Below are 26,383 nucleotides of genomic sequence, written 5' to 3' on the forward strand. Positions count from 1 at the left end.
AATGCGCCCCAAGGGCCCTGTCGTCAGTGCACTGCCTTGCAAAACATCATCCTAACCTCGAATCGTCCTCGCGAGTGTCGCGCGAAAAGGATTAACTGCAGATTAACTGCATCAAGATATCAGATCAAAACCGGTGCCTGACCGCTTTTCGTCTTATAGTTGTGTAAGTGACGCTTATTCGCGGGTCAAGTGTGCGGTGAAGAACCCGTCGCCCTCGGCGCTGATATTCCAGCGTTTTTTCAGGCTGCACGTCCACCCCGAATGACGCGCCAAAAAGGCCGCGATCCGGTCTTCGTTCTCGCAGTTCAGCACAGAACAGGTCACGTAAACCAGCGTTCCACCGGTCGCCAGATGGGCCATCGCGGTGTCCAGAATGTCATCCTGGATCGCGTTCAATTCGTCCAGCCGGTCCTGGGTCAGCGCCCATTTGCCTTCGGGCGACCGCCGCCACGCACCGCTGCCGGAACAGGGCGCATCGCACAGGACCACGTCGAATTTCTCTTTCGCGGGCAACTGGTCGGGCGCCACCACGCGGATATGCACGCCAGCACGTTCGGCGCGGTCGGGAATGTCGGCCATGCGCCCCGGCGCGATGTCATGGGCCCAGACGGTAAAGCCGCGCGCAGCCAGCGCCAGCGCCTTGCCGCCGCCGCCCGCACAGTAATCAAGTGCCCGGGTGCCATCAGGAATGACATCCACCACGGCCTGACTGGCCGCATCCTGCATTTCGATCCAGCCATCGGTATAGGCCTGCGACTGGCGCACGCGGCGCGGGTTTGACAGCACGGTCAGTGCGGTAGCACTCAGGCTGTTGGCCTCGGTCAGGACCTGTTCGCTTTCCAGTGCAGACACCACATCGACCACGGAACATTGGCGGGTGTTGACACGCAGGGTGATCGGCGCGCGGTCCTGCGCGATCAGGGCGGCGGCTTCGGCCGCCTCGCCCAATGCGTCCTGCCAGTGCGGCAGCAGCCAGTCCGGCAGGTTCCAACGGTCGCCGGTTTCGGTCGGGGCGTTGCCTGCCTGCGTCTCTTGCTCGGTCAGCGGTGCGGGGGCATGGCCTGCATCGTCGAACAGCGCGTCAATGTCCGCGCCTTCGGCCCGCAGCCGTCCGATCATGCGCGCGCGGCCATCTGTCCCGCCGCCCAGAACCGCGTCACTGCGCCATGTGCGCAGGGCGGCAAAGACCAGATCCCGCACCGCAGCGCGGTCTTTGGACCCCGCAAACCGGCTGCCGCGTGCCCATCGGGTCAGCGCCTGTTCGGCGGCCTGACCGGCCAGAATATCGTCGATGATCTCGATCGACGCGGCCACCCGTGCACCGGGGGTCATGGGTGGCACCAAGCGTGAAGAACGTCGATCAAGGTCATGAAACGTATATCCAATTTAGCAACTTCAACATCGGCCCAAAGGGGCCGCACAGACGGCACCGGCCCGGCATCCACCGGACCGGCGCAAAGCGGTCAACCGACCCGGTAGTTCGGGCTTTCGCGGGTGATCTGCACGTCGTGCACATGGCTTTCCGACAGGCCCGCGTTGGTGATTTTGACAAAGGTGCAGTTCTTGCGCATCTCGGCCACCGTGGCGCAACCGGTATAGCCCATGGCCGCGCGCAATCCGCCAACCAACTGGTGGATCACGGCGTTGGCGCTGCCCTTGTAGGGAACCTGCCCTTCGATGCCCTCGGGGACCAGCTTGTCGCTGGCCGCATCCTTCTGGAAATAGCGGTCGGCCGAGCCGCGCGCCATGGCACCCAGCGACCCCATGCCACGATAGCCTTTGAAGCTGCGGCCCTGGTACAGGATGACCTCGCCGGGAGATTCGTCGGTGCCCGCGACCATGCTGCCGACCATGGCACAGGACGCGCCTGCGGCGATCGCCTTGGCAAAGTCGCCCGAGAACTTGATGCCGCCATCGGCAATGATCGGCACGTCGCCCGCAGCTGCTGCGCAATCCATGATCGCGGTCAGCTGCGGCACGCCGACACCGGCAACCATGCGCGTGGTGCAGATCGACCCGGGGCCGATGCCAACCTTGACGGCGTCCGCGCCTGCGTCGATCAGCGCGCGCACCGCAGCACCCGTGGCCACGTTGCCTGCAACCACCTGAACGGTGCTGGACAGTGCCTTGGCCCGGCGCACCGCCTCGGCCACGCCTTCGGAGTGGCCGTGGGCCGTGTCGATCACGATCATGTCGGCCCCCGCATCCACCAGCGCCTGCGACCGTTCAAAGCCTGCATCGCCCACGGTGGTGGCCGCAGCCACGCGCAGACGGCCAAGCTCGTCCTTGCAAGCCGTCGGGTTCAGCACCGCCTGTTCGGTGTCTTTCAGCGTCAGCAGGCCGGTCAGCTTGCCCTTGCCATCTGTCACCAGCAGCTTTTCGATGCGGCGCGCCTTCATCAGGCTGATCGCCTCGTCGCGGTCGGCGGGCTCTTGCAAAATCGCCAGATTGTCTGAGGTCATCATCACCCGCACCGGCGTTTTGTCATCACTGGCAAAGCGCATGTCGCGGTTGGTCACGATGCCGACAACGCGGCCGGTGTCGTCCACCACCGGAAAACCCGACACGCGGTAACGCTCTTGCAGCGCCTTGGCGTCGGCCAGCGTCTGGTCGGCGCGCAGGGTAATCGGGTTGTAGACGATCCCGCTTTCAAAGCGTTTCACCCGCCGCACTTCCTGCGACTGGGCGTCGATGTCCAGATTGCGGTGCACCACGCCGATCCCGCCGGCCTGTGCCATGGCAATCGCCATCCGGCTTTCGGTCACAGTGTCCATCGCCGAGCTGAGCAGCGGAATGTTCATTGCAATAGACTGGGTCACCCACGTGCGCGTGTCAGCGGTGCTGGGCAGCACGCTGGACGCCGCCGGAACCAGCAAAACATCATCAAAGGTAAGGGCCTCGCGAATCTCCATGTCACACCTCGCATCGGAGTTACGGTTGGCAAGGTCCTATTTCACGGGATCGTCGGGAAGAAAAGGGCAAATGGCCGATTGCATGGCAGCTATGCCTGCGTAAACCTGCGCGGGACACTGCGAACAGGAGCATCCCCAATGGCACATTCATATGACAGCGGACGGCTGGACCTGCCTTTTGTCGGCATCACGACCTTTGGCAAGCGACCGTACGCGCCGGACTGGGACGCGCTGGACGCGGATGTGGCAATTTTGGGCGCACCTTTTGATGCAGGCACGCAATGGCGGGCCGGTGCGCGGTTCGGGCCGCGCGGCGTGCGCGAGGCGTCGACGCTGTTCAGCTTTGGGCACGCAGGGGCCTATGACCACGAAGACGACGTGACCTACCTGCCCGCCTCGGTGCGCATCGTCGATATGGGGGACGCCGACATCATCCACACCGACACCGAAGGCAGCCACGCCAATATCGAGGCAGGGGTCAGGGCCGCGCTAAAGGCCGGCGCCCTGCCGGTGGTGATCGGCGGCGACCATTCGGTGAACATTCCGTGCATCCGTGCCTTTGACGACCAGGGCGATATTCACATCCTGCAAATCGACGCGCATCTGGATTTTGTCGACGAACGCCACGGCGTGCGCCACGGCCACGGCAACCCGATGCGCCGCGCTGCCGAACAGCCCTATGTCACCGGGTTGACGCAAGTGGGCATCCGCAACGTATCGTCCACGGCACGCGAAGGTTACGCCGATGCACGCGCGATGGGCTCTGACATCATTTCGGTGCGCCAGGCCCGCAAGATGGGCACGCAGGCGCTGCTGGCGCGGATACCGGTGGGCGCGCGGATTTACATCACGCTGGATATTGATGCGTTTTGCCCGTCGATCGCGCCGGGGACAGGCACGCCCAGTCATGGGGGGTTCCTGTATTACGAGGTGCTGGAGCTGTTGCAGGGCGTCGCCCAAGGGCACGAGATCGTGGGAATTGATCTGGTCGAGGTGGCGCCGGATTACGACCCCACGGGGTCAACCTCGGTGCTGGCAGCGCAGGTGTTGCTGAACCTGCTGGGGTTCGTGTTTCATGCGCGTGGGATGGAGTAGCCAGAGAAAACGCCGAGGTTCGGATACAGGTGCTGAATAATGTCCGGACGCTTTTGACGCGACGGTTGGGCACGATCACACTTAAGCAAGTCAGTTTTAAGTTGGACCTTATGCTACAAAGTTTACACCAAAGCCCGGAACAAAGGTGCGAAGCACCGCCGGGCAGCGCCCGACCGCCCGTCGCACCAAAGGTGCGCCGTCTAAAGTCGGCACGCCTTCGGCGTGACGGGCGGGCGCTTCCTCACTGTATCGCGATTCATATTTCCCGCGCGAAAGACGAAAAATAAAGTGGCAACTATCAACGGCGTGATGCCCACCCGCGGTCGGGCGCTGCCCGGCTGCCTGTCCGTCGCACCATCCTTCCCCACAAATGACGCCATCAACCCCGATTTTGCCGCTCTCTACCTTTCGCTTCCCTGCCAAACCCCTATGTTCGCGACAACAGACAGGCAAGGCATGTTCATGAACACCGATCCCTCCCAAGACCCCCTCGTCGTTTTCACCCCCTCGGGCAAGCGCGGACGCTTTCCCAAAGGCACCCCGATCCTGACCGCCGCACGCCAGTTGGGCGTCGATCTGGACAGCGTCTGCGGCGGGCGCGGCATTTGCAGCAAATGCCAGATCAGCCCCGGCTACGGCCAGTTCTCGAAACACGGCGTCACCGTGCACGCCGACGCGCTCAGCGAATGGAACAGCGTCGAGGAACGCTATAAATCCAAACGTGGCATGCTGGATGGCCGCCGCTTGGGCTGTCAGGCCATGGTGCAGGGTGATGTCGTGATCGACGTGCCTCCCGAAAGCCAGGTTCACAAACAGGTCGTGCGCAAACGCGCCGAGGCGCGCGACATCACCATGAACCCGTCAACCAAACTGTATTACGTCGAGGTGCAGCAACCCGACATGCACGACCCTTCGGGCGATCTGGAACGGCTGCGCGACGCGCTGCGCGAACAATGGGCGCTGGAAAACGTGCACGCCGACCTGCACATCCTGCAAACCATGCAGCCGATCCTGCGCAAGGGCGACTGGAAGGTCACCGTCGCCGTCCACCTGGGCGACCGCGAGAACGCACCACGCATCATGCACATCTGGCCCGGCTATTACGAAGGTTCGGTTTACGGGCTGGCCGTCGATCTGGGCTCGACCACCATTGCGGCGCATCTGTGCGACCTGCAATCGGGGGCTGTCGTCGCCTCGTCCGGCATCATGAACCCGCAGATCCGCTTTGGCGAAGACCTGATGAGCCGCGTCAGCTATTCGATGATGAACGCAGACGGCGCCCAGGCGATGACCGCCGCCGTGCGCGAGGGCATGAACGCCCTGTTCACCCAGATCAGCACCGAGGCACATATCGACAAGGCGCTGATCGTGGATGCGGTGTTTGTCTGCAACCCGGTGATGCACCACCTGTTTCTGGGCATTGATCCGTTCGAGCTGGGCCAGGCACCCTTTGCCCTGGCCACGTCCAACGCGCTGCGGCTGCGGGCGGATGATTTGCACCTGAACATCCACCCCTCGGCGCGGGTCTACCTGTTGCCCTGCATCGCGGGCCATGTGGGTGCCGATGCCGCCGCCGTCGCCCTGTCCGAGGCACCGGACAAATCCGAAGATCTGGTTCTGGTGGTCGATGTCGGCACCAACGCCGAAATCCTGCTGGGCAACCGCGAAAAGGTGCTGGCGTGCTCGTCCCCCACCGGCCCCGCCTTCGAGGGCGCGCAGATCAGCAGCGGCCAGCGCGCCGCCCCCGGCGCCATCGAGCGGGTCGAGATCGACCCCGTCACCAAGGAACCGCGTTTCCGCGTTATCGGCAGCGAGTTGTGGTCTGACGAGGATGGCTTTGAGGAGTCCATCACAGGGTCGGGTGTCACCGGCATCTGCGGGTCAGGCATCATCGAAATGGTGGCCGAAATGCGCATGGCCGGCATCGTCGATGCGCCGGGCCTGATCGGCACCCCCGAACAGACCGGCACCGACCGCTGCATTCTGGACGGGCGCACCTATTCCTATCTGGTCTATGACGCCACCGACCGCGGCGGCCCGCGCATCACCATCACCAACCGCGATGTGCGCGAAATCCAGATGGCCAAGGCGGCGCTGTATTCGGGCGCGCGCCTGCTGATGGACAAGTTCGGCGTCGACAAGGTGGACCGCATCGTGCTGGCCGGTGCGTTTGGCGCGCATATCTCGCCCAAACACGCGATGGTGCTGGGCATGATCCCCGACGCGCCGCTGGACAAGGTCACGTCGGCCGGCAACGCCGCAGGCACCGGCGCACGCATCGCCCTGCTGAACCGCGAGGCCCGCATGGAGATCGAGGAAACCGTGCGCGCGATCCACAAGGTCGAAACCGCCATCGAACCCCGCTTTCAAGAGCATTTCGTGAACGCCAGCGCGATGCCCAACTCGGTCGAGCCTTTCCCGATCCTGAATTCTATCGTCCACCTGCCTACGGCGACCTTCAACACCGGCGGCGGCGACAAATCCGATGGTGGGCGCCGCAGGCGCAGACGCGGATGAGCGACAATTCGGAACAGGCCGCGTTCTGGGCTTCGGAGGCGGGACGCAACTGGGTCAGACACCAGCGCGGGCTGGACATGATCATGGCGCCGGTTCTGGACGTGGTGCTGGAACATGCCGCCTTGCAGAGCGGCGAAACCGTGCTGGACATCGGCTGTGGCACGGGGGCGGCAACGCTGCGCGCAGCGCAGGCCGTCGGGGCCCAAGGCGCCGTGCATGGCTATGACATCTCACCGGTTTTGCTGGAACTGGCGGCCAAGCGCACCGCAGACCTGCCGCAGGTGACACTGACCCAAGCCGACGCCCAAACCCATATCTTTGCCGCAGGTGCTGCCGATGCGCTGATCTCGCGGTTTGGCGTCATGTTCTTTGCCGACACAACGGCAGCCTTTGCCAACCTTGCCCGCGCGTTGCGACCCAGCGGGCGGATGGTGATGGCGGCATGGGGACCTGCGCACCTGAACCCGTGGTTCATGGACCCCGCCCGCGTCGCCCGCGACCGTCTGGGCACCCCGCCAAAAGTGGACCGCACCCTGCCCGGCCCCTTCGCCTTCGAGGATGCCGACCGCGTGACCCGCCTGCTGGGGGCCGCCGGTCTGGACGTGACCGTAACGCCGGTTGATCTGCATCTGGGGCCGCTGGACACTGTGGACGCATTGGCGGAGCAAAGCTGTCACATCGGCCCGGCGGTGGGCATCATGCGCGAATTCAACGCCACCGACGCCGACCGCACAGCAATCCGTGACGGCATCGCGCAAGCGTTCTCGGCCTATGACACGGACACCGGCGTGCGCGTGCCCGCCCGCATCAACCTGATCACCGCGCGCCTCTGATCAGTCGTTCCACGCCGCCCATAACGCGCGCTCTTCCTCGGCAATCGCATCGCGCACCATCTTGTGCGGCGCATCCAGATGGGCACAGTTGCCACGCGCGCGGTCGATCAGCGTCTTCATACGTCTTTTGGTGCCGTCAAAGGGCGCGGAAAACGCATCGGCCACAGCGGCTTGCACGGCATCACGCAAATCATCATCGGACAGGCGCGCAGGTTTGGAATGCACAACCTCAGTCACCGGATCGGGCGCCGTGGCGCGATACCCCGTCAGTTCGGCAAAGCGGTCCTCGAAAGCGGCATAGGCATCTGCATCGGCCCCCACCAGATCGCGCATCCCTTGCATGTACAAAAACGCAGGCTTGCCGCCCGGATAGCCTTCGATCAGGTCATCGGCCAATGCTGCGGCCTCGTCTTCGGTCATCTTGAACCTTTCATAAATCGCGATTGACGGCCCCAAAGCCACCCGTTATCTGTCCAGCCTGCGGCGGGTATGGTGAAAAGGTATCACGGCAGCTTCCCAAGCTTTAGTTACGAGTTCGATTCTCGTTACCCGCTCCAGATCACCATCCTCAAAATACTCCATATAAGACAAGGGCATAACCCGCATCCCTTGCGCCCATTGTACCATAAGTTTGCGATGCTTTGTGGGAAAAAGTCTGAAACGCTTGGGCGCGCCTGCGGCAAACCTTCCTGCCGTTTCAGCGACATCGGCATTCCCCCGCAAATCGCGGTCATTGAACGCGACAACGGCAGTCTGCGGGATGAACCGCTGAACGAAAAACTGTTCGACACGCTGGGTGAAGCGCGCCGCGAACAGGCGCACTGGCCATACGGTAACAACCGCGTGAGTTCACACCCATTACCCGGAAAAAACACCCCTGGAAGCGCGTCAAGTGCTTGAACAATTTAAGGGTTTCAAACAAGAAGCGCCCACCCACAAAGCAGTCAAGACTATGCCCCCGAAAGGTCCCATCAAGAATGGGAGCGTCGCGGAGAAGCAGGTCAGGTGTAAAAAAGGAAATATATAGATGCCAGAAACGTTTAATGGATTTTATGAGGTAATAGACCTGGGTGGTGGCGCTTTTCAGATCACCGGGGCCTATAATCCCTCAAGCTCCACATTCTCCGACACGTCGGATGGAACAAATGATGGCTTCGTCGCGATCGGAGACCAGGTTACAGTCACTGCTGGCGCCAGCTTCCCCGAACCTCTGACAGGGATCGTCCCCGGTGCGGGGCTCATCTCTTTCAGCGACAAATTCTTGTACACGACCAATGATGCCAGTTTGAACATCGGGGACGTCGTGAACATCGACCAGACCGCTCCCTACACCTTTTGTTTTCTCGAAGGCACGCTTGTCTCGACCCCCAATGGCGAGATCGCAGTCGAAGAACTGCGCAGTGGTGACCAGATCCTGACCGCGTCGGGCAAGACAGTTCCTGTCAAATGGATGGGCCATCAGACGATCCACAACAACATATTTACCTCCCCAGCCCGTGCTCCGGTCTGCATTTCTGCCGGTGCTCTGGGCGACGGCTTGCCTCACAGTGACCTCTTCCTTACGGCCGAACACGGGATGATCCTTGACGGTCTTGTGATCAACGCCGGGGCCATGATCAATGGCGAAACGATCCGTGCTGTTCCCATGGCTGAAATGCCCAAGGTGTTTGTCTACTACCATGTCGAGACCGAAGATCATGACGTGATCCTGGCCAATGGTGCACCGGCTGAGACGTTTATCGACTACAACGAACGCCGCTCTTTCGACAATTACGACGAATACCTGACGCTTTTCGGCGAAGAGCGACCGATCCAAGAGATGAATATGCCCCGCGTGTCGGCCGCGCGCCTGCTGCCGCCAGCAATCAAGGCGCGTTTGAACACTCGAGCAGCGGCCTGATCCTGCCTGTCTCAGGGAACGGCGTCCTCAGGATGCCGTTCCCTTTCAGCTATGGAATGGCCCGGCTGTTCAATTGATCGAGCAAACAAAGAAATTCGTTTAATTTCGCACAGGCTTCTTATCGAAGTTCACACATACGCCGCATGATTTCCCCGCACGACGGCAGTCCCTGCCCGCCCCACCGTATCGAGAGTCAGCGGATCGGGTAATGCCTCGGCCAGCCGATCGTCGGCGCTTCAAGGTGCAGAGCGTGAAAAGCAGGGCCGACCTCCTATGGCTCTGAAGGAAACGCCAATTCCCTTCCCCAAAGAAAAACGGCGCTCCCCCGTGGGAACGCCGTTTTGTCATCGTCAGGTCGTTAGATCAGGCCGCGTTCTGCGCCAGAGCCGCGCCCAACCGCTGTGCAAGCTGCGGCGGCAGCAAACGTTTGGCCGAGACGCGCAGGCGGTTCATCTCGGGGATGATCCGGTCCGCACCGTAAAGGTCCAAGTATTCGAGATAGTTGTCGAAGCCTTTGCGGCCGACGTAGTCGATGAACGTCTCGGACGCCGCACCGTTCGCCAGGATCTCGTCGTGATGCTCTGTCTCGACGTGGTAGTATGTGAACTCGGACGGCATCTCGGACAGCGGCACAAAGCGGATCGTGTCGCCGTTCACCATGGCACTGGCGTTCACCACCATATCGTCCAGGATCATGCCGTGATCCGCCGTCAGATACAGATCGGTATGCGGCAGGCCGTGGCCCAAGGCACCGGCAGAAATGCAAACCGGTGCGTGTTTTTCCGGCAGCGCCATGTTGCGGAACTGGCGATAGGTCTGGCGGGCCATCCATTTCACTTCAACGGTGCGCCCGTCGGCGGTGGTGACCAGATCGCCGGTCCGCAAATCCTCGACCACCGTTTCGCCCGATGGCGTGGTGATGCGCGTGCCGGTCAGGAAACAGTTCGCGACATCGGCGTTTTCGGGGACCGAATTGAACGTCCAGGTCGACGGGTTGGTAAAGGCGCCCAGGTCATCATAGGCGATGTCGTAGGGGATAAAGTAGTCGTTACCATTAGAAAAAACAGCATAATCAGAACCGTTTATGGTAGCAGTCGTGCCAGAGTAAAGATAACTTGTGTTAAAAAAGTAATCCGTACTATCAATATCGCCATCACTGTTGATATCAAAAACTTCGGCGGGTTGGTTGGAGCTGGTCACCCCACCAGAGGCGTCTGTCGGACTACTGGAAAAATAATACAAAAAGCTCGATGTATTGAAATCTGCCATGGATGCCTGCTTTCTGTTGCCTGGTACGTCCGTTCGGAATGACCGAGTCGTGAATTAACCTTTTTCAGCTTTGAGCTTGATCAGGTTGAAATGCAAGAAAGGTCGTGTGAATTTCAGACCGGTTTCTCCTTTTCAAAAGGCCGGTTGTTTTGGCAGCACGTTGTGACTGGGCATTCGCGTGACGCAGACCCGCAAAGACTAACCTTTGCAAAGCCACCTCGTACAAACCAAAGAGAAAAAGCACTCAGTTCGTCAGCGTCCCATCACCCCCGCGATGGAACACCTCACGCGCGGTTTTGCGGCTGTGGCAGGCCTTGCACAGCGCCTGCCGGTTGGACCGGTCGCCCGTGTGGGGCTTGCTGAGGTCGGCATCAGAACACAAAATCAGTGGCATCCAGCGCGGTGTGATCCACCCCAGAAAATACAATCGTCACATCGGCAAAGGTCACCCGCGTGTCTGCGCCCAGATCGGTGATGGTCAGATCACCCATGGACGCGGCACCGGTCACGATCCTGATACGGTCCACGCCGTCCTCAAAGTCAGTGATGGTGTCCACGCCGTCTCCGGCCTTGAACACAAACAGGTCCGGCCCCGCCCCGCCTGTCAGCGTATCGGCCCCTTCGTTGCCCGTCAGCCGGTCGGCCCCGGCATCGCCAAACAGGACATCATCGCCCAGATTGCCATACAGCGCGTCCCTGCTGTCGCCGCCATACAGCGTGTCGTCCCCGCGCCCGCCATCCAGCACGTCGCGCGACCGCCCCCCGTCCAGCAGATCGCGGCCCCGCCCGCCGTACAGCCGGTCACGGTTGCTGCCGCCGCTTAGGGTGTCGTGGCCTGTGCCGCCGTCCAACGTGTCATTGCCGCGCAACCCGTTCAGGTCATCGTCGCCGTCCATCCCGTCCAGCGTATCATCACCATCGTGTCCCATAAGCGTGTCGTTCCATGCGCCCAGAAACAGATGGTCGTTGCCATCGGTGCCATCCACACGCGCGGCCTCCACCGACAGGATCTGCGCCATCACGTCATCTGCACCATCGCGCACCGCCGTATAGGTGACCACCAGCCGCCCGTCTGCCAGCTCGGCCAGTTGCGGCTGGGCTGACCCGTCTTGCCCCTCAAGGGTCAGCGACAGACGTCCCCCCACAGCGATCCCCGTGTCGGTATAACGCTGGGCAAAGACCTGCGGGGTCCCTGCATAAACCGTCCAGAACACCGCGAACCCGCCCGCCGACAGCGCCAGCGCATCGCCCTGCACCTCGTACAACGCGGGATCAGCCGCCACCTCGACCACCTCCAGCGCTGTGCCGCTGGCGTCAAAGATCGTCGCCTGCACATCGCCGCCGCCTGCGACCATGACAAAACCGCCGCTGCGCAGCGCATGAATGCCGGGGTTGTGGGCGGTGGTGCTCAGCAGCACCTCGGGCGACAGACTGCCGGTTTGGGCGTTGTAGATATGCGCAACGGCATGGCCATCGGCACTGCGAAAGGCGATGACATAACGCGCACCGCCCCCGGCCAGTTGCTGCACGCATATCTCGCTGTTGGCCTGGGCGTTCGCGCTGACCAGCACCGGCGCGCCCGCAGCACCGGGCGCAAGATCCGTCACATATACCGACGCATCCGATGCATAGGCCGCCACCTGCCCCGCCAGCCGCACGTTGCTTTGCCAGCCGGCGGCTGTGTCATGCAGGTTGAACACATCCGTCGTCCCCGACACATCGTCGAAACTGCGCCCCAGAACATCCAGATCACCGCCATCAGTGCGCTGCCACACCACCGTATAGCCGCCATCATAGGCAATCACATCCGGCCGCAGATCCGCCCCTGCAAAGGCGTCATGCACCTTGAAGTCCACCCCGACCTTCGTGCCCGTGGCGTCATAGCGGCAGGCAAAAATGTCGTATCCGCCGTCATGGGGCGACGACCAGGTGACCACAAACCCGCCATCGGTCAAGGCCGCGATTTCGCCCATGGTCTGGGCCCCCGTCGTGTCAGAGTTGACGGTGAATTCCGGCAGACTGCGCGTCCATGACATATGCGGTCCCTTGATCTGGTCGTGCGCACGGGGTCAGACCTGTTGCGCGCACCCAAGCTATACAAATCAAAACACCGGACAACCCCTAGGTCGGTCCCGTTAACCATTTTCAATCAAAGGATGAATCGGCGCAGCGCCGCGAACGAAAAAGGGCCAGCGCATAGTGCACTGGCCCTTTCCAATGTGCTGTCTGGTCGGCCTCAGCCCATCAAAACTTCGCCGAATTCCTCGCGCAGGTTGCGTTTCAGCACCTTACCCGTCGCGTTGCGCGGCAGCACGTCGGTGAACACCACACGGTCGGGGATCTGCCACTTGGCAATCTTGTCTTCAAAAATCGCCAGAATTTCCGCCTCGGACGGGTCCTGCCCTTCGGCCTTGACCGCCACCAGAACGGGGCGTTCGTCCCATTTCTCGTGGCGCGCGCCGATCACGGCGGCGTCGGCCAGCTTGGGGTGCGCAATTGCGATGTTTTCCAGATCAACCGAGCTGATCCATTCGCCACCCGACTTGATGATGTCCTTGGACCGGTCCTTGATGCTAAGGTATCCGTCGGCATCCAGCGTTGCCACATCGCCGGTGTCGAACCAGCCGTTGGTCAGGGTTTCATCAGTGGATTTGCGGAAATAGCTGTCCAGAATCCAGTGCCCGCGCACGTGCAGATCGCCTTGGGCCTTGCCGTCATTGGGCAGCGTCTTGCCCTCTTCGTCCACGATCTTCAGCTCGACCCCAAACGGCGGACGGCCCTGGTTTTCGCGCATCTTGTGACGGGCGTCATCGCTCAGCTTGTCATGTTTCGCCAGCAACTGGTTGACCGAGCCCAAGGGCGACATTTCGGTCATGCCCCAGGCGTGGATGGTCTCGACGCCGAAATTCTCGCGGAAGGCGGTGATCATCGATGGCGGGCAAGCCGACCCGCCAATGACGGTGCGCTCCAGCGTTTCCAGCTTGCTGCCGGATTTCAGCGCCTCGTTCACCAGACCCAGCCAGATCGTCGGCACGCCCAGGGCGACCGACACCTTGTAGCTGTCAATCAGCTTGACCAGCGACGCACCGTCCAGCCCCGGCCCCGGCAACACCATCGACGCCCCCGTCATGGCACATGCATAGGGCGTACCCCAGGCGTTGACGTGGAACATCGGCACCACGGGCAGCACACGTTTCGTGGCCGACAGGTCCAGACTGTCGGGCAGCGCCGCCACAAGGCTGTGCAACACGGTCGAGCGGTGGGAATACAAAACGCCCTTTGGGTTGCCAGTGGTCCCCGACGTATAGCACAGCGACGAGGCTGTGTTTTCGTCCAGATCAGGCCATTCGAAATCGGCGTCACCGGTGGCAATCAGGTCGTCGTAGAACTGCAAGCCCTCGATGGCGGCAGCGGCTTCGTCATCGTGGCCTTCCATCAGCACGATGTGTTTCAGGTTCGGGCATTTGTCACGGATCGCGGCGACCAGCGGCACGAACGTCTTGTCGATGAACAGCACCTGATCGTCGGCGTGGTTGATGATATACACCAACTGCTCGGGGAACAGACGCGGGTTGATCGTGTGACAGACAAAGCCCGCGCCCGACACACCAAAATAGATCTCCAGATGGCGGCGGTTGTTCCACGCGATCGTGCCGCAGCGCGCTTGCGGCTCCAACCCCAGCTTGGTCAGCGCGTCGCCCAGACGGTGCGCGTTGGCACCAACCTCACGCCAGCTTGTCGTCTCGACACCGCCCGCGGTCTGAACCGAGAAAATCTCGGTGTCTGCGTGATACCGCGCGGCGTGATCCACCAGCGAAGAAATCGTCAAAGGGGCAGTCATCATTTGGCCAAGCATGGGCATATCCTCCATAGCATACAGAGGTACGCCGCCTGACCTGTTGCCTTGCGTGCGCTGTCCTCCCGTTGGCACCGACTTTGCCAAGCCACAGCAGGGCTTGCAAGCACGAGTGCACAGATTTACGCATCGTCAGATGGACATAACTTACCACGCCCCGCTCAGCGCCGATCAACAAACGGGCCTTGGCATCAGCCCACCCGCGCCGCTGGCCGTGGCCGATCGCGTGCACCACGACGATCTGGATACGCTGAACCACGTCAACAACACCCGTTATTTCGTCTGGTTCGAACGGCTGCGCATCCGGCACATGCGGATGTACGGCATCGGCAAGCTGAACGACCCCGACAGCCCCCGCATCGTCATCCGCTCGGGCGAGGTGCGTTTTATCGAAGAAATCCGCACGGGCACCGATTACGTCATCACCACCACATGCAGCGCGCTGCGCACCACGTCGATGACGCTGGATCAGGCGATCTGGGCCGAGGGCCGCAAACGCGCGACCTTCTCTTGCGTGATGGTGCTGCTGACGCAGGACGGATCAGACCGGATGCCGATCCCGCAAGACATCCGCTCAAAACTCATCGCAGACGGGGCGGTCGAACACTGACGCCGCCCCTTCTCTGGTTCAAAAAATCCCCGCCGGAGGCCACGATTTCCGCACGGAAATCAAACAGTCATACGTGCCGACAGGCACGCCGCCTAACTGCGATGTCGGTGGATAAAGTCCACCAGCCCGCGTGTTGACCCATCCTTGGCTTCCGCGCTCTCGGTTCCTTCGACCACGGGCTGCAACGCCGTCGCCAGCTCCTTGCCCAACTCGACGCCCCATTGGTCGTAAGAGTTGATGCCCAGGATCACCCCTTCGACAAACACCCGATGCTCGTACAGCGCCACGATCATCCCCAGCGTTTCAGGGTCCAGCAGCGGATAGACCAGCGTCACCGATGGCCGGTTGCCCGGAAACACGCGGTGCGCCGCCTGACGCTCCAGCTCGGCGCCGTCAAACTTTCCCGCGACCTTGGCGCGCGCCTCGTCCAGCGACCGGCCTCGCATCAGCGCCTCGGATTGGGCCAGGCAATTGGCCACCAGCAGATCGTGATGGTGGCGCAACTCGGCCTCGTGGCCTTGGGCAGCGATCATGAATTCGCAGGGGATCACGTCGGTGCCCTGATGGATCAACTGGTAAAACGCGTGTTGCCCGTTGGTGCCGGGTGCGCCCCAGACCACGGGGCCGCTTTCGACCGCCACGGGTTGGCCGTCCATGGTCACCGACTTGCCGTTGCTCTCCATCTCAAGCTGCTGGAAATAGGCGGGCAACAACGCCAGCCGCTGGTCATAGGGCAGCACGGCGCGGGTCGCGTGCCCCTGAACCTGCCGGTGCCACATCCCCACCAGCGCATGCATCAGGGGCATGTTTTCCACGCCCTCCGCTGCACAGAAATGCCGGTCCATCGCCTGCCCGCCACGCAGGAACGCGTCAAAGGCTTTGGGCCCCACGGCGATCATCACGCTCAGCCCGATCGGCCCCCACATGGAATAGCGCCCGCCGACCCAATCCTCGAACCCGAACACACGCGCGGCCGGAATACCGAAATCGCCGGTCTTTTCCATATTCGTCGACAGCGCCGCGAATTGCTGCGTTGGATCGCCGCCATGGTCCTGCATCCATGCGCGCGCGGTGCGCGCGTTGGTCATGGTTTCGATGGTTGTAAAGGTTTTCGAGGCGACAATCACCAGCGTGGTCTTTGCATCCAGCCCCTGCAAGGTATCGGCGATATGCGCGCCGTCCACGTTCGACACGAAATGCACCCGCGGCCCGTCATGATAGGGCGCCAGCGCCCGTGTCGCCATCGCAGGCCCAAGGTCCGAGCCGCCGATGCCGATGTTGATCACATCCGTAATGTCGGACCCGCGCACCGCATCGGCATAGCTGCGCATCCGTGCCAGCGTGTCCAGCACACCCGGCATCACATCCGCGCCGTCCACCATGACGGTGCCACCGTCCAGATTGCGCAAGGCCGTGTGCAGCACCGCGCGCCCTTCGGTGTCATTGATCGGCGCGCCCGCAAACATCGCGTCACGTTTCGCCTGCCAGCCAGCGGCCTCGGCCAGCGCCAGCAACTGATCGCGTGTATCGTCGTCCAAATTCGTCTTGGAATAATCCAGCCGCATGTCGCCCGTCTGCGCGCTGAAACGGTCGGCGCGGTCGGGATCGGCCCGGAACAGGTCCAGCATATGCCGCCCGGCCACCGCGGCGGCTTTGTCTTTTAATTCAGTCCACATGAAATCACTCCGCCCAATGTACCGTCAGGTCTTCCAGAACGGCCGCAATCGGCGCGTTCCGGGGGTCCATATCGACAGCACGTTCAAATGCTGCCCGCTTTTCCGCGCCAAAAATCAACAGATGTTTGGACATGGCATTGTCCAGCACCTGCGCCGACAGGCTGATGCGCGGCTCTTGCCCTTCGGCGTGAATAGCCAGGGCCACGGGCGCGTCGGCGGCCAACGCAGCGTCCAGCCCGTCGGCCCCCGGAAACAACGACGCGGTGTGCATATCCGCCCCCATGCCCAGCAGCAGCACCGAAATCGGCAGATGATCCGCCAGCGCGGCAGACACATCCGCAGCGCCCGCATCCACGTCCATCCCGTCCCGATAAAGCGGCTTGAACGTCGCCGCAGCCGCACGGTCCACCAGCAACCGCCGCCGCAACAGCGCACCGTTCGAGCGGTCCGAGCTCTCATCGACCCAGCGTTCATCCGACAGGGTCACATCGACACGGTCCCAATCCACCCGCGCCCCTGAAAGCACGTCGAAAATCGGCCCCGGCGATGTCCCGCCCGGCACTACAAGCGTCGCACGTTCATGGGTGAACAGCGCGTTTTCCAACCGCCCCGCCATCACGTTGGCCACGTCAATCGCCAGCATATCGCGGTCGTGGTATTCCTCGAACTTCATGGCTTCACCTCGCGCCAGACGCGGGTGTCGCGGGCCAGCATCTGCACCGCGTCGCCGGGGCCTGCACTGCCGCTGTCATAGGGCTTGGGCACATCGCCGCGTGTCTCCCACCCCGCGATGATCGGGTCGGTCCAGGCCCAGGCCGCCTCGACCTCGTCGCCGCGCATGAACAGGGTCTGGTTGCCGCGGATCACGTCCATGATCAGCCGCTCGTATGCATCGGGCGGGTCCTCGGCCTCTTCGCCCAATGCATCGGCAAAAGTCATGTCCAACGGCACATCAACCAACCGCATCCCGCCCGGTCCCGGTTCCTTGATCGTCACGTTCAGCGTGATGCCTTCGTTCGGTTGCAGGCGGATCGACAGGGTGTTGCGATGGTCCTGTTTCTCGCCAAAGATCGAATGGTTCAGTTCCTTGAACACCACGGTGATTTCACTGGACCGCGCCACAAGCCGCTTGCCGGTGCGCAGATAGAACGGCGTGCCGGCCCACCGCCAGTTTGAGATACCGACTTTCATCGCCACATAGCTTTCGGTGCGCGACCGCGGGTCTTCGACCGCCTCGCGGTAGCTGGGGCCATCGGGGCTGGCGTCATACTGTCCACGCACAACGTGGTGCGGGGCGACAGGGTCCAGCGCGCGGATCACCTTCAGCTTTTCGTCGCGCACCGCGTCGGGGTCGAACTTGCTGGGCGGCTCCATTGCGATCAGGCACAGCAGTTGCATCAGGTGGTTCTGCACCATGTCGCGCATCGCCCCCGAACGGTCATAGTAGTCACCCCTGCCCCCGACCCCCACGGTTTCGGCCACGGTGATCTGGATGTGATCAACGTATTGCGAATTCCACAGCGGTTCGAACAGCATGTTGCCAAAGCGCACGGCCATCAGGTTTTGCACCGTTTCTTTGCCCAGATAATGGTCGATCCGGTAAATCTGCCCCTCGTCAAAATGTTCGGCCAGCGACGCATTCAGCGCCTTGGCACTGGCCAGATCGCGGCCAAAGGGTTTTTCGACCACGATGCGGGTCTGGTCGTTGGTCAGTTCCCATTTGTGCAGGCGCGAGGCCAGATCGCCGAACAGGCTGGGCGCGACCGAGAAATAATAGGCCCGCACCACGTCGCGCCCATCCATCAGCTTGACCATCTCGGCCCAGCCGTCATCGCCCTTGGCATCGACCGTCACATACTCAAGCCGCGTCTGGAATGCCTCAAGCGTGCCATTCTCGCACGACATGCCGCCGCTGAATTCACGAATCGCGTCCGCGACAAAGGCGCGGTAGTCGTCCGATGACATCTCGGAGCGTGCTGCGCCAATAACCCGCGCCGTTTCCGGCATTTGCCCTGCACAGAACCGCCGGAACAGCCCCGGCAGGATCTTGCGGCGGGCCAGATCACCGGTGCCCCCGAAAATAACCAGATCAAAAGGATCGACCGGAATGACGCGCGAAACCATGCTGTGAGCCCTTGTTTCATCAATTGTTAGCGCAAACATGCCGCAAACCGCCCCGGATCACAATAGTGTCAGGCCAAGTGGGTCGGCTGTTCTTGCCTTTGCGGGTACCCTACCACAAATGAAGGACAGGCAAAGACCAGAGGGGCCGCGAAGATGAAAGACATTTCAGACGCACAATCGGGGGGCAACGCGGGCAAGTTTCAAGACCCTGCGCGCACCGCCAAGGGCGAGGATCGCGCAACCGTGGCGCTGTCACACCCTGAAACGCTGTGGTTCAACACCGGCACGCTGTGCAACATCGAATGCGCGAACTGCTATATCGAAAGCAGCCCCACCAATGATGCGCTGGTCTATATCACCGCGGACGAGGTGCGCGATTATCTGGACCAGCTGACAGATCGCGCATGGCCGGTGACCGAAATCGCGTTTACCGGCGGCGAGCCGTTCATGAACCCGCAGATGATCGACATGACGCAGGCGGCGCTGGAACGCGGCTATGACGTGCTGATCCTGACCAACGCCATGCGTCCGATGATGCGCAAGACCATGCAGGACGGGCTGTTGCGGCTGAACGCCGAATACCCCGGCAAACTGACCCTGCGCATTTCCGTCGACCATCACCGCGCCGAACTGCACGACGCCGAACGCGGCAAGGGCAGCTTTGACAAGACGCTGAAAGGCATGGAATGGCTGCGTGACAACGGCTTTCGCATGGCGGTCGCGGGCCGGTCGATTTTCGAGGAAGACGAAACAACATCGCGGGCGGGCTATGCCGCATTCTTTGCGAAGCATAACTTTAACATTGATGCGCAAAACCCCGGTATGACTGTTCTTTTCCCTGAAATGGACGAACAGGTCGAAGTGCCCGAGATCACCACCGCCTGCTGGGGCATTCTGGACAAATCGCCCGATGCGGTCATGTGTGCGTCGTCGCGCATGGTGGTCAAACGCAAGGGCGCGGACAGCCCTGCGGTGCTGGCCTGCACCCTGCTGCCTTATTCACCCGAATTCGAACTGGGCACCACATTGCAACAGGCCGAAGCGCCCGTCGCCCTGAACCACCCGCACTGCGCGAAGTTCTGCGTTCTGGGCGGGGCAAGCTGCTCGGCATGACGGGCATCTTCATTTGACATAAGCCGACGCTCTGGCAAAACTGGGGACCTGACCACAAGGAACCCGGATATGAACAAATTTATTGCCAGCGCCGCCACGGCCCTTTTCCTGGCCTCGGCGCAGATCACTTTTGCGCAGTCCATCAGCGCGTCCAATCCTGAATCGTTGACCAACATGCTGTCCGAATCCGGCTACCCCGCCGAGATTGTCACCGACAGCTACGGCGACCCGCAGATCAAGACCGAGATTGACGGCACCAAGATGGACATCAATTTTTACGGCTGTGACGATGGCCGCAACTGCCGCGACATCCAGTTTCGCGCCAGCTTTGACACCTCGGGGAACACGTCACTGCAAACCCTGCACGACTGGAACCGCGACTTTTTCATCGGCAAGGCCTATCAGAACAGTCAGGGCTATTCGGTGATCGAACATGCCGTCGCAGGCGTTGACGGCATGTCGCGCTATACTTTTGATCGCATCCTGACCCGCTGGACCAGCGCGGTCGAAAGCTTCAAGGAACACATCGGGTTCTGATCCCTGGCCCAGCTGCGGCCCATCAGTGAATGATGAATTCACCCACCTGATTGCGCCATTCCCCCGGCGCAATCAGCTTGCGGTGGGTGAACCGCACCGAATGCAGCGGTCCCTCGATCTCGCGCTGCCAGAATTCAACGAATTCGAACAGCCGCGGATGATCGGGCGCCGTGTCGTAATCCTGCCAGGTGTAGCTGTTCAACACGTGCTGATAATCCGGCATCCGATAGAAAAATTCGGCCGTGGTCAGGCCGTACCCGCGAAGCATCATTTCCGTTTCCGAGACCTGCATTTGCGCACCTTTCATGCTGCTTTTCTTTTATCCTGCCACAGCCAGATTACTTTTCAATAAAAACAGTATGTTGGCACTCACGCTCTTATGCTGCCAAGGCTGCGGGAACGGCTGCCATTGCACCTTATATGCGGCATCTGATAAGGTTCCTCACAACATATAGACACTCAGAAAAAGACGGGCAGCCAAGTGAACGACACGCCAGAAACACCTGAGAACAATGATGAAATGCCGCCGGAGCGTCCCGTTTACTCGGGGCCTTCGGTCACCATCGAACACGAGATGCGCACATCCTATCTGGATTACGCCATGTCGGTCATCGTCAGCCGCGCCATCCCCGATCTGCGTGACGGGCTGAAACCGGTGCACCGGCGCATCCTGTTTGCGATGCACGAAACCGGCAACACGCACGACAAATCCTACCGCAAGTCCGCCCGTCCCGTGGGCGATGTGATGGGTCAGTATCACCCGCACGGCGACAGCGCGATTTATGACGCGCTGGTGCGGATGGCACAGGATTTCTCGATGTCGCTGCCGCTGCTGGACGGTCAGGGCAACTTTGGCTCGATGGACGGCGATAACGCCGCCGCCATGCGCTATACCGAAGTGCGCATGGACAAGCCCGCCGCCTACCTGCTGGCCGACATCGACAAGGAAACAGTCGATTTCCAGGACAACTATGACGGCAAGCAAAAAGAACCCACCGTTCTGCCTGCGCGCTTCCCGAACATGCTGGTCAACGGCGCGGGCGGCATTGCGGTCGGCATGGCCACCAACATCCCGCCGCACAATCTGGGCGAGGTTGTCGATGCCACGCTGGCGCTGATCGAAGACCCCGACCTGACCTCCGAGCAACTGATCGACTATGTGCCCGGCCCAGACTTTCCCACCGGCGGCACCATGCTGGGCCGGTCCGGCGCGCGCAAAGCCTACCTTGAGGGGCGCGGCAGCGTCGTCATCCGCGCCAAGACCCGCGTCGAGGAGATCCGCAAGGACCGCTTTGCCATCATCATCGACGAGATCCCCTATCAGGTGAACAAGGCCACGATGATCGAACGCATCGCCGAGGCCGCACGCGAAAAACGGATCGAAGGCATCGCGCACGTTCAGGACGAATCCGACCGCAACGGCGTACGGGTTGTCGTGGAACTGAAACGCGACGCCACCGCCGAGGTAGTGCTGAACCAGTTGTTCCGCTTTACCCCGATGCAGGTCTATTTCGGCTGTAACATGCTGGCGCTGAACGGCGGCCGACCCGAGCAATTGACCCTGCGCCGGTTCCTGACCTGCTTTATCGACTTCCGCGAGGATGTCGTGGCGCGCCGCACCGCCTATCTGCTGCGCAAGGCCCGCGAACGCAGCCACATCCTGTGTGGTCTGGCCGTGGCCGTCACCAACATCGACGAAATCGTGGCCACCATCCGGTCCTCCGCCGACGCCGCCGAAGCGCGCGAAAAGCTGATGACACGCCGCTGGCCCGCGGCGTCGATCCTGGATTACATCGCGCTGATCGACGATCCGACCCACACCGCCAACGACGACGGCACCTATAACCTGTCCGAAACGCAAGCCCGCGCCATTCTGGAGCTGCGCCTGCAACGTCTGACCCAGATCGGCGTCAAGGAAGTCACGGACGAACTGGAAGAGCTGGCCGGCAAGATCAAGGAATACCTTGAGATTCTGGGCAGCCGCGACCGCATCATGGGCATCATCGCGGACGAACTGCGCGAAGTGCGCGAACTGTTCGCCGTGCCGCGCCGCACCGAGATTGTCGACTGGTCCGGCGACATGGACGACGAAGACCTGATCGAACGTGAAGACATGGTCGTGACCGTCACATCGGGCGGCTACATCAAACGCACCCCTCTGGCCGATTTCCGCGCCCAGAAACGCGGCGGCAAGGGCGTGTCGGGCATGCAGACCAAGGAAGAGGACGTGATTACCACCCTCTTCGTGGCCAACACCCACACGCAACTGCTGTTCTTCACCACGGACGGGATGTCCTACAAGCTGAAGACATGGCGCCTGCCTCAGGGCAGCCGCACCTCCAAGGGCAAGGCGATCGTCAACATCCTGCCGATCCCCGTTGGCGTGTCCGTGGCCGCCATCATGCCCGTGGACCGCGACGAAAAGGACTGGGACGACCTGCAAGTGGTCTTTGCCACCTCAGCAGGCACCGTGCGCCGCAACAAGCTGTCGGATTTCACCAACGTCATGCGCAACGGCAAGATCGCGATGAAGTTCGAGGGCGAGCACGAGGGCACCACCCTGATCAACGCCCGCATCGCGTCCAACGACGACGATGTGATGCTGATCACCAACTCGGGCCGCGCCATCCGCTTCCCTGCGACGGATGTGCGGGTGTTCAACAGCCGCGCGTCGGTCGGGGTGCGGGGCATCAAGCTGGGCGCGAAAGACACGGTCGTGTCCATGTCGATCATCCGCCACTTTGACGCGACATCGGAAGAACGCACCGCCTATCTGAAAATGCGCCGTGCGATGGCCGGTCTGGCCGACGAGGAAACCGACGAGGAAGAAGCGCCCGCCGATCCGAACTTTTCGAACGAACGCTATGTCGAGATGTCGGCGGCTGAAAACCTGATCCTGACGATCACGGCGCAGGGTGCGGGCAAACTCAGCTCCAGCCACGATTACCCCGTGCGCGGGCGTGGGGGCTTGGGTGTCACAGCGATGGACAAAGCCATGCGCGGCGGCGAAATCGTGGCGTCCTTCCCTGTCGAGATGGACGACCAGATCATGCTGGCCACCTCCAAGGGCCAGTCGATCCGCGTGCCGGTTGATGGCATCAGCTTCCGGTCGCGCAGTGCCGGCGGTGTGCGGGTGTTCAACACCGGCAAAAACGAAGAAGTCGTCAGCGTGGCCTGGATCGCCGATCAGGGCGACGCAGACATCGAAGGTGACAGCACGCCCGAGGCTGAGGCACCCGACGCGGAATAACCGCGCGACAGCAACACCAAAAACAGCGGCGGCCCCGATCAAGGGCCGCCGTTTTTCGTTTCAGGCAGCAGATCTGGTGCTGCTTAACCAAGTGGAAACCCCTTTGGCCCCAAAGTGCCCGCGAGTTTGCTCAAGGGGACCGGAATGAACCTCTATCATTGCCTGATTGATCTGAAACACGATGCCAAGGCGCTTGGCTTTTCCAAGGCGCTGGATGACTGGATGGCGCATTTGCAGCAGGCGGGCGCAATCCAGAACTGGCGCTTGCTGCGCCGCAAACTGAACCTTGCGTCGGAGGGTCACCGCGACTTTCTGCTAGAGATCGAGGTGCGCGACCTGGCGCAACTGGATCAGGCGTTCCGCCTGTCCGGCGCGCAGGACGAAGACGTCGCTGCCCTGCACCGCGCCGTGCACGATCATGTGGCGCAGGCTGATTTCGGGCTGTACCGCCCCTTTCCCGACCCAGAAAGATCAGAGCGGATGGCACTGATGTAAGCCGATAACACCGGTTGCACCCTGCGTAGGTTTGCTGCTTCCACATCCCAACGCAAAAACGGCGGCCCATCGCTGGACCGCCGTTTTCATATCTGTCCGTGCGGATCGGAACCCGCAAGGAAATCTAAATCAAGGTGTCGATGTTGTGGTCGAGTTGTCGTCGTCACCGGCCAGCAGCGCCACGACAGTCAGCGCACCAATGCCTGCGACGACTGGACCCAGTTCACCAGCGACCAATGCCGAATTGGTTGTGCCGACTGGAATGTCCGCGCGGACGCACAAACGTTTCTGAACGCCATTTTCCAAGTAAAGGTTCGCTTCACATTCGTAATTAACGCCGTCCGAGCCTTGTACCGCGACCGGATAGTTGGGGTTGCCTGTGGACCCCTCGACTGCGACCTGACGCACCACGCCTTGCGCCATTGCTGTGCTTGCCATCAAGGCAAGAATGCCTGCACCTGTAATAATCTTCTTCATCTGGTACCTCCGTACAAATAGATAAATCTTGCCCATCTCATAGCATCTAAATGCTGATTAGCCTACTATTGTTCCTAATTTTTTCAGTTTCAGCGGCGGTTTGCTTAAAAATCGGGTGAACCCGTCGAATTCGTGGCAACGCGAAAAACCATCTGGCATCAGTGTCTATCAGCCAAAGCCGGGAACACACCGTCCTTCGAAAGCGCTGAGAATATCAAAGGGCATTTGATTTCAATGCCTTCACAGCTTGTAAATGCCCGAAAACTTATCCTTGAGATAGTCAAGCAGCGGTCCCTCGCTGGGTTCCATGCCACTGGCCATGGTGATGGTCACCCGCGGATCATAAAGGCCCCCGTTCACCTGAACATTGTCTCGCAGCCAATCCGTCGCCGGTTCGGTGTTGCCCTGCGCCAGATGGTCGTCCAGATCCGGCACAGCGGTGCGCAGCGTCTGGTGCAGGCAGCCCGCATAGACATTGCCCAGCGAATAGGTCGGGAAATACCCGAACAGCCCCACCGACCAGTGCACATCCTGCAACACGCCGTTGCTGGCTTTGTCCACGGCATAGCCAAAATCGGCCTTGAACCGGTCGTTCCATGCCGCCTCAAGGTCCGCGACCGCCAGATCGCCCGACATCAATGCCCGTTCCAGATCAAAGCGCATCAGCACATGCAGGTTGTACTGAACCTCGTCCGCCTCGGTGCGGATATAGCCGTTGTTCACACTGTTCACACAGGCGTAGAACGCATCCTCGTCGGCAATGCCAAAGTCGCCAAAGGCGTCTTTCATCTGCCCGAACAGCCAACCGGTAAAGGCACGGCTGCGGCCGATCTGGTTTTCATAGATGCGGCTTTGGCTTTCGTGCACGCCCATCGACACGCCATTGCCCAGCGGGGTCAGCAAATAGGCCTGGTCGATGTTCTGTTCATAGGCCGCGTGGCCAACCTCGTGGATGGTCGAGTAAAAGCAGTTGAACGGGTCTGTCGGATTGGTCCGCGTCGTGATTCGCACATCGTTGCCGCTGCCCGAGCTGAACGGATGCACCGCCTTGTCCACGCGACCGCGCTGCATGTCATAGCCAAAGGTGCGCGCCAGATGGCGGCTTAGCTTCATTTGCGCGCCTTCGTCAAAAGTGCCGGTCAGGCTTGCAGGTTTTTCCGCCTCCAGCACGGCGGCGCGCAGATCGGCCAGCACGGGGCGCATGGCCGAAAACATCGCCTCGATCTCGGCGCCGGTGGTGCCGGGTTCATAGTCTTGCAGCATCGCATCGTACAGATCGCCACCCGCGGCCAGCGCGGCACCTTCTTCGCGCTTCAGCGCCACGACCTCTTGCAGCACGGGTGCAAAGGCCGCGAAATCATCCGCGCCACGCGCTTCGGCCCATTTGCCCTGGGCCACCGATGTCAGCCGCGCCAGTTTGGTGGCCAATGCGGCAGGCACCTTGGTCGCGCGGGCATGGGTGCGGCGGATGTGGCGCATCTGCGCCTGCCCCACCGCGTCCAGCGTGCTGTCGTCGATACCGTCCAGCCAGTCACCCACTTGCGGCGCGGTGCGGCGCGCGTGCAGCACCGCCTCCATCGCGGCCATTTCCTCGCCGCGCTGGTCAGCGGCACCGCGTGGCATCATGGTCTCCTGATCCCACCCCAGACGCCCCGCCACCTGGGCCAAAGCCTGTGTGTCACGGTCGTAAGCCATCAGCGCGTCATAGAGGGTCATGGA

At 61.5% G+C, this 26,383-nt stretch carries 22 protein-coding genes and 1 tRNA gene; 11 read left to right on the plus strand and 12 right to left on the minus strand.

Translation table 11 applies throughout. The features are described from left to right. Nucleotides 1-174: 174 nt before the first annotated feature. Together AAC077_RS04215 and guaB are read right to left on the minus strand one after the other, a co-directional pair. On the minus strand, nt 175-1,332 hold the full coding sequence (locus AAC077_RS04215) for an RsmB/NOP family class I SAM-dependent RNA methyltransferase (protein WP_339766837.1): 1,158 nt from the start codon (nt 1,330-1,332) through the stop codon (nt 175-177). Nucleotides 1,333-1,463: 131 nt separating this feature from the next. Next, nucleotides 1,464-2,912, minus strand: a complete 1,449-nt coding sequence (guaB, locus tag AAC077_RS04220) for an IMP dehydrogenase (RefSeq protein WP_339766839.1) — start codon at nt 2,910-2,912, stop codon at nt 1,464-1,466. A gap of 138 nt (nt 2,913-3,050) precedes the next feature. Between guaB and speB the strand changes: the two genes are divergently transcribed. The 3 genes from speB (at nt 3,051) to AAC077_RS04235 (ending at nt 7,357) form a co-directional block, all read left to right on the plus strand. Then, nucleotides 3,051-4,007 (plus strand): agmatinase, encoded by a 957-nt coding sequence (gene speB / locus AAC077_RS04225; RefSeq protein WP_339766841.1) that lies wholly within the window; start codon nt 3,051-3,053, stop codon nt 4,005-4,007. A 462-nt stretch (nt 4,008-4,469) separates the two neighbouring features. Continuing rightward, nucleotides 4,470-6,524, plus strand: a complete 2,055-nt coding sequence (locus AAC077_RS04230) for an ASKHA domain-containing protein (protein ID WP_339766843.1) — start codon at nt 4,470-4,472, stop codon at nt 6,522-6,524. Continuing rightward, nucleotides 6,521-7,357, plus strand: a complete 837-nt coding sequence (locus AAC077_RS04235) for a methyltransferase domain-containing protein (protein ID WP_339766845.1) — start codon at nt 6,521-6,523, stop codon at nt 7,355-7,357. Before AAC077_RS04230 ends, AAC077_RS04235 begins: the two co-directional genes overlap by 4 nt. Here the strand turns inward: AAC077_RS04235 and AAC077_RS04240 are convergent, their stop codons facing one another. Continuing rightward, the gene (locus tag AAC077_RS04240; protein WP_339766847.1) at nt 7,358-7,777 is read right to left on the minus strand and encodes a hypothetical protein; all 420 of its coding nucleotides are present in this window, start codon (nt 7,775-7,777) and stop codon (nt 7,358-7,360) included. A 63-nt stretch (nt 7,778-7,840) separates the two neighbouring features. On the opposite strand from AAC077_RS04240, the gene AAC077_RS04245 reads away from it, so the two are divergent. From AAC077_RS04245 to AAC077_RS04255, 3 genes are all read left to right on the plus strand, one after another. Next, nucleotides 7,841-7,914 (plus strand) — tRNA-Gly (locus tag AAC077_RS04245). A 61-nt stretch (nt 7,915-7,975) separates the two neighbouring features. Next, nucleotides 7,976-8,257, plus strand: coding sequence for an integrase core domain-containing protein (locus tag AAC077_RS04250; RefSeq protein WP_339767987.1), 282 nt, complete (start codon nt 7,976-7,978; stop codon nt 8,255-8,257). A gap of 127 nt (nt 8,258-8,384) precedes the next feature. Continuing rightward, nucleotides 8,385-9,257, plus strand: a complete 873-nt coding sequence (locus tag AAC077_RS04255) for a Hint domain-containing protein (protein WP_339766849.1) — start codon at nt 8,385-8,387, stop codon at nt 9,255-9,257. Between the two features lie 363 nt (nt 9,258-9,620). On the opposite strand, the gene AAC077_RS04260 is transcribed toward AAC077_RS04255, so the two are convergent. The 3 genes from AAC077_RS04260 to AAC077_RS04270 form a co-directional block, all read right to left on the minus strand. After that, nucleotides 9,621-10,526 carry a Hint domain-containing protein gene (locus AAC077_RS04260; protein ID WP_339766851.1) on the minus strand — a complete coding sequence of 302 codons (906 nt, stop codon included), beginning with the start codon at nt 10,524-10,526 and terminating at the stop codon, nt 9,621-9,623. Nucleotides 10,527-10,897: 371 nt separating this feature from the next. After that, complete coding sequence (locus tag AAC077_RS04265; protein WP_339766853.1) at nt 10,898-12,562, minus strand: calcium-binding protein; 1,665 nt, start codon at nt 12,560-12,562, stop codon at nt 10,898-10,900. Between the two features lie 200 nt (nt 12,563-12,762). Then, the gene (locus AAC077_RS04270; RefSeq protein WP_339766855.1) at nt 12,763-14,382 is read right to left on the minus strand and encodes a long-chain-fatty-acid--CoA ligase; all 1,620 of its coding nucleotides are present in this window, start codon (nt 14,380-14,382) and stop codon (nt 12,763-12,765) included. A 136-nt stretch (nt 14,383-14,518) separates the two neighbouring features. Here AAC077_RS04270 and AAC077_RS04275 point away from each other — a divergent pair, with 136 nt between their 5' ends. Then, on the plus strand, nt 14,519-14,992 hold the full coding sequence (locus tag AAC077_RS04275; protein WP_339766857.1) for a thioesterase family protein: 474 nt from the start codon (nt 14,519-14,521) through the stop codon (nt 14,990-14,992). A gap of 92 nt (nt 14,993-15,084) precedes the next feature. On the opposite strand, the gene pgi is transcribed toward AAC077_RS04275, so the two are convergent. The 3 genes from pgi to zwf are packed head-to-tail and all read right to left on the minus strand — an operon-like array spanning nt 15,085 to nt 18,792. Continuing rightward, on the minus strand, nt 15,085-16,668 hold the full coding sequence (gene pgi / locus AAC077_RS04280; RefSeq protein ID WP_339766859.1) for a glucose-6-phosphate isomerase: 1,584 nt from the start codon (nt 16,666-16,668) through the stop codon (nt 15,085-15,087). 4 nt (nt 16,669-16,672) lie between these two features. Next, nucleotides 16,673-17,341: a 6-phosphogluconolactonase gene (gene pgl / locus AAC077_RS04285; RefSeq protein WP_339766861.1), complete on the minus strand. Its 669-nt coding sequence runs from the start codon at nt 17,339-17,341 to the stop codon at nt 16,673-16,675. Next, the gene (zwf, locus tag AAC077_RS04290) at nt 17,338-18,792 is read right to left on the minus strand and encodes a glucose-6-phosphate dehydrogenase (protein ID WP_339766862.1); all 1,455 of its coding nucleotides are present in this window, start codon (nt 18,790-18,792) and stop codon (nt 17,338-17,340) included. Before zwf ends, pgl begins: the two co-directional genes overlap by 4 nt. A gap of 153 nt (nt 18,793-18,945) precedes the next feature. Between zwf and AAC077_RS04295 the strand changes: the two genes are divergently transcribed. Both AAC077_RS04295 and AAC077_RS04300 read left to right on the plus strand, forming a co-directional pair. Beyond that, a complete protein-coding gene (locus AAC077_RS04295; RefSeq protein ID WP_339766864.1) occupies nt 18,946-19,905 on the plus strand; it encodes a radical SAM protein in 960 nt (319 codons plus the stop codon). Nucleotides 19,906-19,974: 69 nt separating this feature from the next. Then, complete coding sequence (locus tag AAC077_RS04300; RefSeq protein ID WP_339766867.1) at nt 19,975-20,442, plus strand: YbjN domain-containing protein; 468 nt, start codon at nt 19,975-19,977, stop codon at nt 20,440-20,442. Between the two features lie 22 nt (nt 20,443-20,464). Here the strand turns inward: AAC077_RS04300 and AAC077_RS04305 are convergent, their stop codons facing one another. Beyond that, nucleotides 20,465-20,734, minus strand: a complete 270-nt coding sequence (locus AAC077_RS04305) for an usg protein (protein ID WP_028957416.1) — start codon at nt 20,732-20,734, stop codon at nt 20,465-20,467. 228 nt (nt 20,735-20,962) lie between these two features. Between AAC077_RS04305 and gyrA the strand changes: the two genes are divergently transcribed. Both gyrA and AAC077_RS04315 read left to right on the plus strand, forming a co-directional pair. Then, nucleotides 20,963-23,692, plus strand: coding sequence for a DNA gyrase subunit A (gene gyrA, locus AAC077_RS04310; protein WP_339767950.1), 2,730 nt, complete (start codon nt 20,963-20,965; stop codon nt 23,690-23,692). 144 nt (nt 23,693-23,836) lie between these two features. Next, a complete protein-coding gene (locus AAC077_RS04315) occupies nt 23,837-24,187 on the plus strand; it encodes a DUF6614 family protein (protein ID WP_339766869.1) in 351 nt (116 codons plus the stop codon). Nucleotides 24,188-24,316: 129 nt separating this feature from the next. Here the strand turns inward: AAC077_RS04315 and AAC077_RS04320 are convergent, their stop codons facing one another. Then, nucleotides 24,317-24,664: a hypothetical protein gene (locus tag AAC077_RS04320; protein WP_339766870.1), complete on the minus strand. Its 348-nt coding sequence runs from the start codon at nt 24,662-24,664 to the stop codon at nt 24,317-24,319. A 240-nt stretch (nt 24,665-24,904) separates the two neighbouring features. Beyond that, nucleotides 24,905-26,380 carry a carboxypeptidase M32 gene (locus AAC077_RS04325; protein ID WP_339766872.1) on the minus strand — a complete coding sequence of 492 codons (1,476 nt, stop codon included), beginning with the start codon at nt 26,378-26,380 and terminating at the stop codon, nt 24,905-24,907. Nucleotides 26,381-26,383 lie beyond the last annotated feature (3 nt).

Source organism: uncultured Pseudosulfitobacter sp. (genome assembly GCF_963976325.1).
GTDB lineage: Bacteria > Pseudomonadota > Alphaproteobacteria > Rhodobacterales > Rhodobacteraceae > Pseudosulfitobacter.